The organism is Streptomyces sp. M41(2017), from assembly GCF_002078175.1.
Taxonomy (GTDB): Bacteria; Actinomycetota; Actinomycetes; order Streptomycetales; family Streptomycetaceae; genus Streptomyces.
Genome location: NZ_MWFK01000001.1, coordinates 1,960,576 through 1,972,739 on the forward strand (window position 1 = coordinate 1,960,576; position 12,164 = coordinate 1,972,739).

At 70.9% G+C, this 12,164-nt stretch carries 11 protein-coding genes; 7 read left to right on the top strand and 4 right to left on the bottom strand.

Features of this window, described 5'->3' with window-relative positions; genetic code table 11:
- The first annotated feature begins 223 nt into the window (after nt 1-223).
- The 3 genes from B0675_RS08605 (at nt 224) to B0675_RS08615 (ending at nt 3,223) form a co-directional block, all read left to right on the top strand.
- The gene (locus tag B0675_RS08605; RefSeq protein WP_081221680.1) at nt 224-1,186 is read left to right on the top strand and encodes an RNA polymerase sigma factor SigF; all 963 of its coding nucleotides are present in this window, start codon (nt 224-226) and stop codon (nt 1,184-1,186) included.
- 244 nt (nt 1,187-1,430) lie between these two features.
- Complete coding sequence (locus B0675_RS08610; protein ID WP_081218225.1) at nt 1,431-2,327, top strand: RNA polymerase sigma factor SigF; 897 nt, start codon at nt 1,431-1,433, stop codon at nt 2,325-2,327.
- A 50-nt stretch (nt 2,328-2,377) separates the two neighbouring features.
- Entirely contained in the window at nt 2,378-3,223 is an 846-nt protein-coding gene (locus B0675_RS08615; RefSeq protein ID WP_081218226.1) for a hypothetical protein, read from the top strand.
- 72 nt (nt 3,224-3,295) lie between these two features.
- Here the strand turns inward: B0675_RS08615 and B0675_RS08620 are convergent, their stop codons facing one another.
- Nucleotides 3,296-3,496 carry a hypothetical protein gene (locus B0675_RS08620; RefSeq protein ID WP_081218227.1) on the bottom strand — a complete coding sequence of 67 codons (201 nt, stop codon included), beginning with the start codon at nt 3,494-3,496 and terminating at the stop codon, nt 3,296-3,298.
- Nucleotides 3,497-3,802: 306 nt separating this feature from the next.
- Here B0675_RS08620 and B0675_RS08625 point away from each other — a divergent pair, with 306 nt between their 5' ends.
- From B0675_RS08625 to B0675_RS08635, 3 genes are all read left to right on the top strand, one after another.
- The gene (locus B0675_RS08625; protein ID WP_081218228.1) at nt 3,803-4,309 is read left to right on the top strand and encodes a MarR family transcriptional regulator; all 507 of its coding nucleotides are present in this window, start codon (nt 3,803-3,805) and stop codon (nt 4,307-4,309) included.
- A 20-nt stretch (nt 4,310-4,329) separates the two neighbouring features.
- On the top strand, nt 4,330-6,861 hold the full coding sequence (locus B0675_RS08630; RefSeq protein ID WP_081218229.1) for an MFS transporter: 2,532 nt from the start codon (nt 4,330-4,332) through the stop codon (nt 6,859-6,861).
- A gap of 101 nt (nt 6,862-6,962) precedes the next feature.
- Nucleotides 6,963-7,784 (top strand): YceI family protein, encoded by an 822-nt coding sequence (locus B0675_RS08635; protein ID WP_081218230.1) that lies wholly within the window; start codon nt 6,963-6,965, stop codon nt 7,782-7,784.
- Between the two features lie 7 nt (nt 7,785-7,791).
- On the opposite strand, the gene B0675_RS08640 is transcribed toward B0675_RS08635, so the two are convergent.
- Nucleotides 7,792-8,520, bottom strand: a complete 729-nt coding sequence (locus B0675_RS08640; RefSeq protein ID WP_081218231.1) for an ANTAR domain-containing protein — start codon at nt 8,518-8,520, stop codon at nt 7,792-7,794.
- A gap of 154 nt (nt 8,521-8,674) precedes the next feature.
- Between B0675_RS08640 and B0675_RS08645 the strand changes: the two genes are divergently transcribed.
- Nucleotides 8,675-9,145: a PPOX class F420-dependent oxidoreductase gene (locus tag B0675_RS08645; RefSeq protein ID WP_081218232.1), complete on the top strand. Its 471-nt coding sequence runs from the start codon at nt 8,675-8,677 to the stop codon at nt 9,143-9,145.
- Nucleotides 9,146-9,459: 314 nt separating this feature from the next.
- Here B0675_RS08645 and B0675_RS08650 read toward each other — a convergent pair whose 3' ends face one another.
- Both B0675_RS08650 and B0675_RS08655 read right to left on the bottom strand, forming a co-directional pair.
- Nucleotides 9,460-10,233, bottom strand: coding sequence for a TetR/AcrR family transcriptional regulator (locus B0675_RS08650; protein ID WP_081218233.1), 774 nt, complete (start codon nt 10,231-10,233; stop codon nt 9,460-9,462).
- A gap of 173 nt (nt 10,234-10,406) precedes the next feature.
- Complete coding sequence (locus tag B0675_RS08655) at nt 10,407-11,933, bottom strand: MFS transporter (RefSeq protein ID WP_081218234.1); 1,527 nt, start codon at nt 11,931-11,933, stop codon at nt 10,407-10,409.
- Nucleotides 11,934-12,164 lie beyond the last annotated feature (231 nt).

Here is a 12,164-nt window from a genome sequence, read left to right on the forward strand (position 1 = left end):
CAGAACGATCCGATGGGTGCGACCGGCCGCGGCGCCCTCATTTCCCGCCCCTGACCGCAACCGGTCAGGGGTTTTTGGTGTCTTACGCCCCAACTCACCCCCAACACGGCAATATGCGGTGCTTGCACACAGTGCACATGTCTTGTGATGCTATGACCGCTTTTGACGGATGAGTTGACGGATACGTTGACGGACGTTGACGAATGACGAGGTGGCGTTGACCGTGTCGGCCAGTACTGCGCCGCCCCAGGAGGAAGCCCCGGCCCCGGCCCAGGCACCGGCCCCCACGCATGCCCCGGCCCAGGTCCCGCCCTCGCCCCCGGCGCAGAGCACCGCACCCGACGCCGCAGCAGGCACCGCGACGAGCACCGCACCCGTGGCGCCCGTCGTCGAGACCGCCCCGGAGGTCGCACCCGAGCGACGCCGCGGCGCCGACACCCGCGCCCTGACCCAGGTGCTCTTCGGCGAGCTCAAGGTGCTGGAGCCCGGCACCCCCGAGCACAACCGGGTCCGCGGGGCGCTCATCGAGGCCAACCTCCCCCTCGTCCGGTACGCGGCGGCCCGCTTCCGCTCCCGCAACGAACCGATGGAGGACGTGGTCCAGGTCGGCACGATCGGTCTGATCAACGCGATCGACCGCTTCGACCCGGACCGTGGCGTGCAGTTCCCGACGTTCGCGATGCCGACGGTCGTCGGCGAGATCAAGCGGTACTTCCGCGACAACGTGCGCACCGTCCACGTACCGCGGCGGCTGCACGAGCTGTGGGTGCAGGTGAACTCCGCGACGGAGGACCTGACGACCGCCTTCGGGCGCTCGCCCACCACCTCGGAGATCGCCGAGCGGCTGCGCATCACCGAGGAGGAGGTGCTCTCCTGCATCGAGGCCGGCCGCTCGTACCACGCGACCTCCCTGGAGGCCGCCCAGGAGGGCGACGGGCTGCCGGGGCTGCTCGACCGGCTCGGCTACGAGGACCCCGCGCTCGACGGGGTCGAACACCGTGACCTCGTACGGCATCTGCTCGTACAGTTGCCCGAACGCGAGCAGCGGATCCTGCTGCTGCGCTACTACAGCAACCTCACGCAGTCGCAGATCAGCGCGGAGCTGGGAGTGTCCCAGATGCACGTGTCAAGGCTGCTCGCCCGTAGTTTCGCGCGTCTTCGATCCGCAAACAGGATCGAGGCGTAACCGACAAGAGCGAATCGCTCAAGGTCACTTTTTCCGGCGGTTGAGCGCTGAAAAACCGTCAGACCCCCTTTTTCCAGGGCCTATTCACCCTCACCATGTCGACATGTCACTACAGCGTGTTGCCGACATGTGACATTCTTCCGGAAGCGCGTTTGCCGCGGCCCCGCCTCCGGTATTCAGGTGGAGGCTGCGTTCCTCCGACGGGAGCGATTGCCGCGACCGTCCGCGACCCAAAGGGGGTGGCATGTCCGCAGATCAGGGCAGCTCGAAGGTGCTCACGCTCACGAAGAGCGACGCAGTGCCCGAGGCGCACGCCGCGCTTCCCGATGTCCCTGCCGCCGAGGCCCCGGAAGCCGTTCTGGTCCCCGAGTCCTCGGGCGCCATCGACACCCGGACCCTGTCCCGCTCCCTCTTCCTGCGGCTCGCCGCACTCGGCGAGAACAGCCCGGAGCGTGCCTACGTCCGGGACACCCTCATCGAGCTCAACCTCCCGCTCGTCCGGTACGCGGCGGCCCGCTTCCGCTCCCGGAACGAACCGATGGAGGACATCGTCCAGGTCGGCACGATCGGCCTGATCAAGGCGATCGACCGCTTCGACTGCGAACGCGGCGTGGAGTTCCCGACGTTCGCGATGCCGACGGTCGTGGGCGAGATCAAGCGCTTCTTCCGCGACACCTCCTGGTCGGTGCGTGTCCCGCGCCGGCTTCAGGAGCTGCGGCTCGCCCTCACGAAGGCCAGCGACGAGCTCTCCCAGAAGCTCGACCGCTCGCCGACGGTCGCCGAACTCGCCACCGTGCTCGGGGTGTCCGAGGAGGACGTGGTCGACGGTCTCGCCGTCGGGAACGCGTACACCGCCTCCTCGCTCGACTCGCCCGCGCCCGAGGACGACGGCGGCGAGGGCTCCCTCGCGGACCGCCTCGGCTACGAGGACACCGCGCTGGAGGGCGTGGAGTACCGCGAGTCGCTCAAGCCGCTGCTCGCCAAACTGCCGCCCCGTGAGCGCCGGATCATCATGCTGCGCTTCTTCGCGAACATGACCCAGTCGCAGATCGGCGAGGAGGTCGGCATCTCGCAGATGCACGTCTCCCGCCTCCTCACCCGCACGCTGTCCCAGCTGCGTGAGGGTCTCATCTCCGACTGAACATCCCACGCAGGGTTCATAATTGACGGTCCGTCAGTCACACTGGCGCGATGCGTCACGAGTCGATACCCGGCCGCCGGGGTGCCCTCTGGGGCGCCTCGGCGGCCGTGCTGTGCCTGGGCGGAGTCCTGGCCGCGTGCGGCAGCGGCGGAGCCGGTGGCGGCTATGTCGCGGTCGGCCCCGGGGGCGGTCCACCAGGAGGTTCGGGAGCCGCGGTGGCCCCCTCGGGCGACGTGTCCTTGGTGCCGCTGGACGGCTCCGGGAAGCGGGACACCGGGGCGGACGGCGCCAAGTCCGGTGACGGGCGGGCCGGTTCGGGCACGGACGGATCGACGGCGTCCGGCAGCGGCCCGGGCTCAGCCGCGGGCGACGGAATCGGCGGCCCGGGGAGCACGAGGAAAGCGGGCGGCGGCAAGGCCGGGACCGGCGGCAGCGGCTCCGGGGCGGGCGGAACCGGTTCCGATGCGTCTTCCGGGTCCGACTCGGGCCGCACGGGCGGGAGTTCGGGGGGAGGTCCGGGCACAGGTGCCGGCGGTGGCGCCGGGCGGCCTTCCGCTCCGGTCACGCCCGTGCCGTCGGCGAGCGCCCGGCCGGCGGCGCTCGGGGTGACGGACACCCGGCGGACGTCCACCGATCACCGGTGGTGCGAGAAGGTCACCGTCTCGTTCCGCAACACCGGTGGGACGGCAGTGCGTTCGGGCACGGTGACGTTCGGGACGCACATCATCGGGTCGCTCGGGATCGACTGGGCGACGATCACGTCGGCCGAGGCCCTTCCCGCACCGATCGCCGCCGGCGCGAGGAAGGACGGCACCTGGACGGTGTGCGTCGACGCGTGGCGGGTGCCGTTGGGCATGCACATCGAGACGCGGGACGTGTCCGTCCAGTGGAAGTAGGACCACGGAGCGGCGCGGAAAGGCGTGCCGCGGAAAAGCGCGCGTGGTGGCCGGGGTGCCCGGCCGGCCTGCCTACTTGAACGCGAGCCAGGCCACCGCGGCGACGACCACGACGGCGACGATGACGCCGACGATCAGACCCACACGGGGACCGGCGGGAGCCGCCGCCTGCTGCTGCTGCCGGCCCTGGGGGGACTCGTCGACGAACGCACGGAACATCTGGGTGCTGCCCGCGGGGTCGTAGTTGCCCTCGGGGCCCTGGGTGTTTGCCATAGGCCAGGACACTAGCGAATCCGCCGGGTCTGCCCAAGTGCAGGGTTCCGCTTTCCCGCCGGACCAGGGGCGGTTCGACCGGAACACCCGTTCCGTGGGCATCCCGCGCGACGCCGAACGCGCGTCCGGCGGGCGCTCCGGACCCCGTCACAGCGAACCCATAGCCTGACGACCGCCCTCACCTGCGGGTTTACATTCGCCAACGCTTGCCTTTGCCAAGTTTTTAGCCCTGAAGCCCCGAACTCGTTTGCCTGCGGCAACCAACTGCTTTTATGGTTGCCCTAAGCAACGAATAGGGGAGGTGTGATGGCCGAGCAGGCGCAGTACGAGGAACTGGCTCGTCAGCTCAGCGCCATCGGTGCCGTGAAGAGGGACATGGGGCGGATCCTGCCGCCCGACTGTCCCGGAGGCTCCGCGGCCGTGCTCACGCTGCTCGGCCGGTACGGCGAGATGCGGATGAGCAGACTCGCGGAGCTTCTCTCCGTGGACATGTCGGTGACCAGCCGCCATGTCGCGCATGTCGCCGACCGGGGCTGGATCGAACGGTTCCCCGACCCCGCCGACAAGCGCTCACGCATCCTGCGCCTCACCGGCTCCGGCCAGGAGCAGCTCGACGAGCTCTCCCTGCGCAGCTCCCGGCTGCTGGCCGACCGGCTCAGCCACTGGTCCGACGACGAGGTCGGGCTCCTCATCGAGCTGATGAGCAGGCTGCGCGAGAGCTTCGGCGACTGCCGCTCCACCCAGCGGACCCCGGCGCACCCTCCCCCGTACGCGACAGACGTATCAGAACTGACCACCCGTACACCCGCTTAGTACGTAAGAAAAGGAAGCCCATGGCAACGACCACACCAGCCGGTGTGCGGGGCTCTCACGCCAAGCACGGAGGCGCCGCCGACGGCGCTCCGATGACGCACCGGCAGATCATGGAGGCGCTCTCCGGGCTGCTGCTCGGCATGTTCGTCGCGATCCTGTCGTCGACGATCGTCTCCAACGCGCTCCCCGAGATCATCGGCGACCTGGGCGGCGGCCAGTCCGCGTACACCTGGGTCGTCACCGCCGCGCTGCTCTCGATGACCGCGGCCACGCCCCTGTGGGGCAAGCTCTCCGACCTGTACAGCAAGAAGGCGCTCGTCCAGATAGCGCTCATCATCTACGTGCTGGCGTCGGCCGCCGCCGGTCTCTCGCAGAACGCCGGCATGCTCATCGCCTGCCGTGTCGTACAGGGCATCGGCGTGGGCGGTCTCTCCGCCCTCGCGCAGATCGTGATGGCCGCGATGATCTCCCCGCGTGAGCGCGGGCGCTACTCCGGCTACCTCGGCGCGACGTTCGCTGTCGCGACGGTCGGCGGCCCGCTGCTCGGCGGTGTCATCACCGACACGAGCTGGCTCGGCTGGCGCTGGTGCTTCTACGTCGGCGTTCCCTTCGCGATCATCGCGCTCATCGTGCTGCAGAAGACCCTGCACCTGCCCGTCGTGAAGCGCGAGGTCAAGGTCGACTGGGGCGGCGCGTTCTTCATCTCCGCCGCGGTCTCCCTGCTCCTCCTGTGGGTCACCTTCGCCGGTGACAAGTACGACTGGATCTCGTGGCAGACGTACGTGATGGTCGCGGGCGCGGTCGTCCTCGGTCTGCTGTTCGTCCTCGTCGAGTCCAAGGCCAGCGAGCCGATCATCCCGCTGCGGCTGTTCCGCAACCGGACGATCACGCTGTCCTCCCTCGCCTCGCTCTTCGTCGGCGTCGCGATGTTCACCGGCACCGTCTTCTTCAGCCAGTACTTCCAGCTGGCGCGGGACAAGTCCCCGACGATGTCGGGTGTCATGACGATCCCGATGATCGGCGGCCTGTTCATCTCGTCCACGGTCTCCGGTCAGGTCATCACCAAGACCGGACGGTGGAAGTACTGGCTCGTCACCGGCGGCTTCCTGGTCACCGCGGGCCTCGGCCTCCTCGGCACGATCCGCTACGACACGACCTACTGGCACATCGCGATCTTCATGGCGCTGCTGGGTCTGGGCATCGGCATGATGATGCAGAACCTGGTGCTGTCCACGCAGAACCAGGTGGCGCCGTCCGATCTGGGCTCCGCCAGCTCCACGGTCACCTTCTTCCGTTCCCTCGGTGGTGCCATCGGTGTCTCCGCGCTCGGCGCGGTCATGGCCACCCGGATCACCGACTACGTGAAGGACGGGCTGACCGACCTCGGCCCCAAGTACGCCTCCCTCGGCTCCGGTTCGGATTCCAGCTCCACCATCCCGGACATGGACAAGCTCCCCGCACCGCTGCGCACCGTGATGGAGAGCGCGTACGGCCACGGCATCGCGGACGTCTTCCTGATCGCCGCGGGCATGGCGCTGGTCGCCTTCCTGATCGTGCTGTTCATCAAGGAGGTCCCGCTGCGGACGTCCGGCGCGATGGCCCAGGCCGCCGCCGAGCAGTCCGGCGCCCCGGCCACGGAGACGACCGTCGCCGAGTCCGTCGAGGTCCCGGCCGACGACGAGCGGATCCCCGCCCAGGCCGTCGCGGCCACCGAGGCGGGCCCCGAGGGCACGCAGCGCCTCGCGGCCGTCGCCACGGCGACGCGGGAGAGCGTCCCGCAGCCCGCGTCCGGCGGCATCCCGGTGCGCGGCCAGGTCCGCGGCAACGAGAGCGCGCCCGTACCGCAGGCCGCGGTCACCCTGATCTCCCTCGCGGGACGTCAGCTCGGCCGCTCGGTCGCCCAGGCCGACGGCTCCTACGCGGTGGACGCGCCCGGCGTCGGTTCCTACGTCCTGATCGCCTCCGCCGACGGCTTCCAGCCGCAGGCCTCGACGATCGTCGTCAACGACGAGCCGCTCACGTACGACATCCTGCTGAGCGGCACGAGCGGGCTGAGCGGTGTCGTCCGGGCGGCCGACGGCGGCACCCCCGTCAAGGACGCGATGGTCATCGTGACCGACGTCCGCGGTGACGTGCTCGCCACCGGAACCACCGGTGAGCAGGGCGAGTTCGCCTTCGCCGAGCTGGTGCCCGGAATCGTCACGGTCGCCGTGAACGCGGCCGGCCACCGGCCGCGCGCGCTGCCCGTCGAGGTGGGCGGCGCCGGGGTCACCCGGATCGAGGTCGACCTCGACTCGGGTTCCCAGGTCCAGGGTGTCGTCAATGCACCGCACGGCCCCCTGTCGGACGCCCGCGTGACGCTGGTCGACGCGGCCGGCAACGTGGTCGGCACGGCCAGGACGGGTGCGGACGGCGCCTACGCCTTCACCGACCTGGACGGCGGCGAGTACACCGTCATCGCGACCGGCTACCCGCCGGTGGCGACGGCCCTGACCGTCGGCGGCCGTGGCGTGGACGACCACGACATCGAACTCGCCCACCCCGGCGAGTAGTCCGGAGCCCCGGCCCGTGGGGAGCGCGCACTCTGAGCGGAGGTGCGCCCCCCACGGGCCGGTTTCATTGCTGCATGCTGCATCGCAAGGAGTTACTGCACATGGGACTGACCGCGAAGATCCGTACGCGGGACGGATGGGCCGTGTCGCACGCGGTCGTCACGGTGACCGACATGACCGGCACGCAGGTGCTGCGGGCCGAGGCGGACACCGACGGGGCCGTCCACGACACGACGAGCCTCACCCCGGGCGCCTACACCGTGATCGTGACCGCGGTCGGGTACGCGCCCGCCGCGTCCAGCGCGATCGTCACGGCGGCCGGCCGGGCCGAGGTCGGCCAGGTGACGCTGGCGCGCCAGGGCGGCACCGAACTGCCCCCGCCCGGACCGTGGACCATCGACCCGGCACATTCCTCCATCGGCGCCGTCGCCCAGCATCTGGGCATCTCCAGCGTGCACGGCCGCTTCACGGACTTCGCCGGCCGCATCGAGATCGCCCCCGACGACGTGGCCGGGTCCCGCGTCGAGGCGACCATCTCGGCCGCCTCCATCGACACCGGCAACGGCATGCGCGACGGCCACCTGAAGTCCCCGGACTTCCTGGACGTCGAGAAGTACCCGCACATCACCTACCGGTCGACGGGCGTGACGCCCGCGGGCTCCGACCGCTGGACCGTGCACGGCGAGCTCACCATGCACGGCGTCGTACGGCCCGTCGACCTCGCTCTCGCCTACCTCGGCACCGGCGCCGACCCCTGGGGCGGCACCCGCGCCGCGTTCCGCGCGACCGTGGAGCTGCGCCGCGAGGACTTCGCCATGAACTACAACCAGGTCGTCCAGGCGGGCATCTCCGCCATCGGCACGACGCTGAAGGTGGAGCTGGACATCCAGGCCGTGCAGGGGGAGTCGCTGCCGGCCGTCTGAGCCCGGCTCATTCGCCCTCGCTGGCGTCGACGATCCGTCGGGCCAGGTCGCGGAGCTTGACGTTCTCCCGCTGGGAGGTGCGCACGAGGCTGTCGAACGCCTCCGACGCGTCGATGTCGAGCCGCTCCATCAGGATGCCCGTGGCCTGCCCGATCAGATCCCGGGTGCGCATCGCCTCGGTGAGCTGCTCGCGCATCGTCGCCGTCTCCAGCGCGATGCTGACGTGGGCGGTGAACAGCCGGCCGACCCGGGTGGCCCGGTCGTCGAAGGCGCGCGGCTTGCCCGCGTACGCCGTCAGGACGGTCAGCCGGCGCCGGTCGGCCCTGAGTCTGAGCGACAGCACCGATCTCAGCCCGAGGCTCGACAGCGCGAGGTCCCCGTCCTCCTCCACGGAGGCGCTGTCCTCGATCCGGGCCACCGGAGCCGTCCACAGCCGGTTCCAGTACGGCAGGTGCTCGCGGCCCGCGTTCAGCGCGTCGGCGGAGCGGACGACCTCGTCCGTCCAGGCCAGCGTCTCCCGGTGGGCCTTGCGCTCGATGACGGAGATCCCGGCGTGCTCGGCGCCCGGCAGGACGTGCACGGCGAGCCGTACGGCGGTCTTCAGGGTGCTGTGGGTGCTCACGGTGTCGTGCAACTGCTGAGCGGCGACCGTCAGGGCATCCGCCAGCTCGAAACCCGCAGCAGAACGGGGCAATTCAGAAAACTCGGACGCAGCCACCACGAACCTCTTCGGCATGCACGGCCAAACGGCCATGCGCAGGAGAGCTCCGCAGCACATTCCCGACTGCGAGCACAGGACGAACAGCACTTTAGCTGTTCGGATGGGGTGCGGTGGCGTGCACGGTCACAGCCCGGGGGCGACAGGGGCGCACGCGGCCTACGCTGATCGCATGGCACCCAACATCGCGACGAACACCACCGTCTCCCTCGACGAGTTGCTGGACTTCGTACGTCCCCGCCACCGGGCCGTCCTGCTGACCCGCCGCGCCGACGGCGGCCCGCAGGGTTCCCCGCTGACCTGCGGTGTCGACGACTCGGGGCGCATCGTCCTCTCGACGTACCCGGAGCGGGCGAAGACGCGCAACGCCAAGCGGGACGAGAGGGTCTCCCTCCTGATCCTCAGCGACGACTGGAACGGGCCCTGGGTCCAGGTCGACGGGACCGCCGAGGTCCTCGACTCCCCCGACTCCGTCGAGCCGCTCGTCGAGTACTACCGGAACATCGCCGGGGAGCATCCCGACTGGGACGAGTACCGGGCGGCCATGCTCAAGCAGGGCAAGTCGATCATCCGGGTCACCCCGACCCGCTGGGGCCCGGTGGCCACCGGCGGCTTCCCGGCCCACCTGGCCCCCCAGGAGTAGCCACCCGGCCGGGTACAGCGGTTGCCCGCCCCCTCCGCCCCTGCCCTTCCCGTACCCGGGGCTCCGCCCCGGACCCCGCGAAAGGGCCGCGCCCCGGCCACGCACGGCCCGCACCCGGCGTCCGACGGAAGGGGCCGTGCCGGTACATCAGATGCCCGTCGCTTACGTTCGGATCGAGCAGCTCCCACCTCTCGACCTACGTCTGATTCCGCGGCGACGGGCGGATGTACCGGCACGGCCCCGACCCACCCACCGCACCGGAGCCGGAGCCGGAGCCGGAGCCGGCGCCGGAACGCCCGGCGCGCAGCCGAGCCTCAGCCTCGTGCCACCATCGCCTCGATCCCCGCGACCAACAGCTCCAGCGCGAACCCGAAGTCCCGGTCCCGCATCTCCGAGACGGTGTCGCCGCCCCGGGCCTCCATCAGATCCGCCGCGCCGGCGAAGTCCGCCGCCAGCTGCGGCTGTTCGCTGATGGTGCTCATGGCCTCGCGGAAGTACTCGTCCTGCGACACCCCCGCCGTGGCGCACCGCTGCACGAAGTGGCCCTCGATCGTGCCGAACCCGTACACGAACTGGAAGACGGCCGACATCGCCCCGGTCTGCCCGCGCGGCGGCAGCCCTGTGTTCCGGATCACCCGCTGTACGCACCTGGAGAACGCCATGGAGTGCGGCCCGATGTTCAGGAAGCTCCCGACGAGCGGCGACACCCACGGATGGCGCACGAGCAGCGCTCGGTTGCCGACAGCCAGCGCCCGCAGTTGATCCCGCCAGTGTTCCGCCGACTCGACGTCCGGCAGGTCCAGTTCGCCGAACACCGCGTCGAGGGCGAGCTCCAGGAGGTCGTCCTTGGTGTCGACGTACCAGTACACGGACATGGCCGTGACGTTCAGCTCGGCGGCCAGACGCCGCATCGAGAACTTCGCGAGTCCCTCCGCGTCGAGCAACCGCACGGTGGCCTCGGTGATCCGCTCCCGGTCGAGCCCCGTCGGCTGCCCGCCGTTCCGCGCGGCCCGGCCCCGGGGGGCCTTGCCCTCCAGCCAGACACTGGTCCGCGCCGGACGCTTGGCCCTGTCGGCTGCCCTCACCATGGCGCACCTTCCTCGGAACTCGAACCACGGCATGGACCGGAGGCTCCCCGGTCCGTCACCCTGACGATGCTAAGCGGGCGCTCGACGGCGCTCGACGGGCACCACCGCGCCGTCTCTGTCCGATGTGTCCTCCGGGCAGCCGCCGAAACGCCTTGGCGCGGACCCGTCCGCCCTCACACGGTGACCGCCACGGTGGAGTCCCTCTCGGCCCGCCGCAGCAACGCGGCGGCGAGGAGCCCTCCGAGCAGGACGGCGACGGCGCCCACCAGCTGGCTGGTCTCCAGGCCCGAGGAGAACGCGTCGGTGATCCGCCCGCGTTCCTCGGCCGACCCGGCGGAGGCGAGCGCGGCCGGCAGCGAGGCCGCGGCGACCGGAACCAGCGCCGCGAACCGCGCGTTGAGCACCGCGCCGAGCACGGCCACGCCCAGCCCGTTGCCGAACTCGGCGAGCGTGCCGTTGATCCCGGCGCCGACGCCCGCTCGCTCGCGCGGGATGGCGCTCATGATGGCGTGCGCCATCGCGGGATTGGCCACCGCGCAGCCCGCGCCGATGAGGAGCAGTCCGGCGAGTGTCCCGGCGTATCCGTGGCCGGTGAGCGTGGCGATCGACACCAGGCCCGCGGACATCAGCGTCATGCCGGTCACTATGGAGAGGGGCGTGCCGAGCCGCGCGGTCCAGCGGGCCGACAGTCCTGAGAAGTTCAGCGCGACGACGGCGAGCGCGAGCGGCGCGGTCCGCAGGCCCGCCTCCAACGGCCCGTAACCGAGCACGAACTGGAGGTGCTGGGTCAGCAGGAACAGCGCACCGCCCATCCCGAACGTGATGAGGACGGCGCCCGCGACGGCACCGGTGAACCGCTGGTTGCGGAAGAACTGCAGGTCGAGCATGGGGTACGGGATCCGGCTCTCCCAGGCGGCGAAGGCGCCGAGGACGACCACGGCGAGCGCGGCCGTGGCCGCCACCCGCGCCGATGTCCAGCCGTGCTCGGGGCCCGAGATGATCGCGAACACCAGGGCGGTCATGCCGACCGTCGAGAGGAGGGCGCCGACGATGTCCGGCCGGTCCGCCCGGCGCGGTTCGCCCGGGGCCCCGGGGACGGCGGTGACGCGCGGCGCGGCCTTCGACTCGGGGACGAGCGCGACCACCGCGACGAGGCCGAGTGCCACGACGGGCAGGTTGATGAGGAAGATCGCCCCCCACCAGAAGTGGTTCAGCACGAAGCCGCCGATCAGCGGCCCCGCGGCGAAGCCGACCGCGTTGACCGCGCTCCAGACGCCGATCGCCTTCGGGTGCTCGTCCGGGGTGAAGATCTGCATGGCGACGGCGAGGGTGGTGGTGAGCAGCAGCGCCCCTCCCACGCCCATGCCGGCCCGCGCGGCGATCAACTGGCCCGTGGAGTCGGCGAGTCCGGCCACCAGCGAGCCGACCCCGAACAGGGCGAGTCCGCCGACCAGCATCTTCTTGCGGCCGTAGCGGTCGGCGGCGCTGCCCGCGGTGAGCAGCAGTCCCGACTGCACCAGCGAGTACGCGTTGATCATCCACTGGATGTCGGAGGTCGCCGCGCCCAGCTCGCGGGTGAGGGAGGGGATGGCGACGTTCAGGACGGTGTTGTCGAGCAGCACGGTGAGCTGGGCGAGACAGATGACACCGAGGATCAGCCAGCGCTGGGGGTGCCCTTGGAGAGGGGACGAGATTGACATGCTGTACACCGTAGAACAGTCGCCATACGGCGTACAACGCGGTTTTCCGGGGCTCGGCAGCCGCTGGGACGGCCCGCTCGCCGCCCCGCCCCGAGCCGGTCCGCCGCCTTCCCCGGAGCCGGTCCAGGACAGGCGTCCCGGAGCGGGTCCGCCGCCGTCCTCGACCGGTACGAACGGGCGGTGGCCCGGAGCGGGTCCGCTCCGGGCCACCGCCCGCCGTCCGGCGGGACG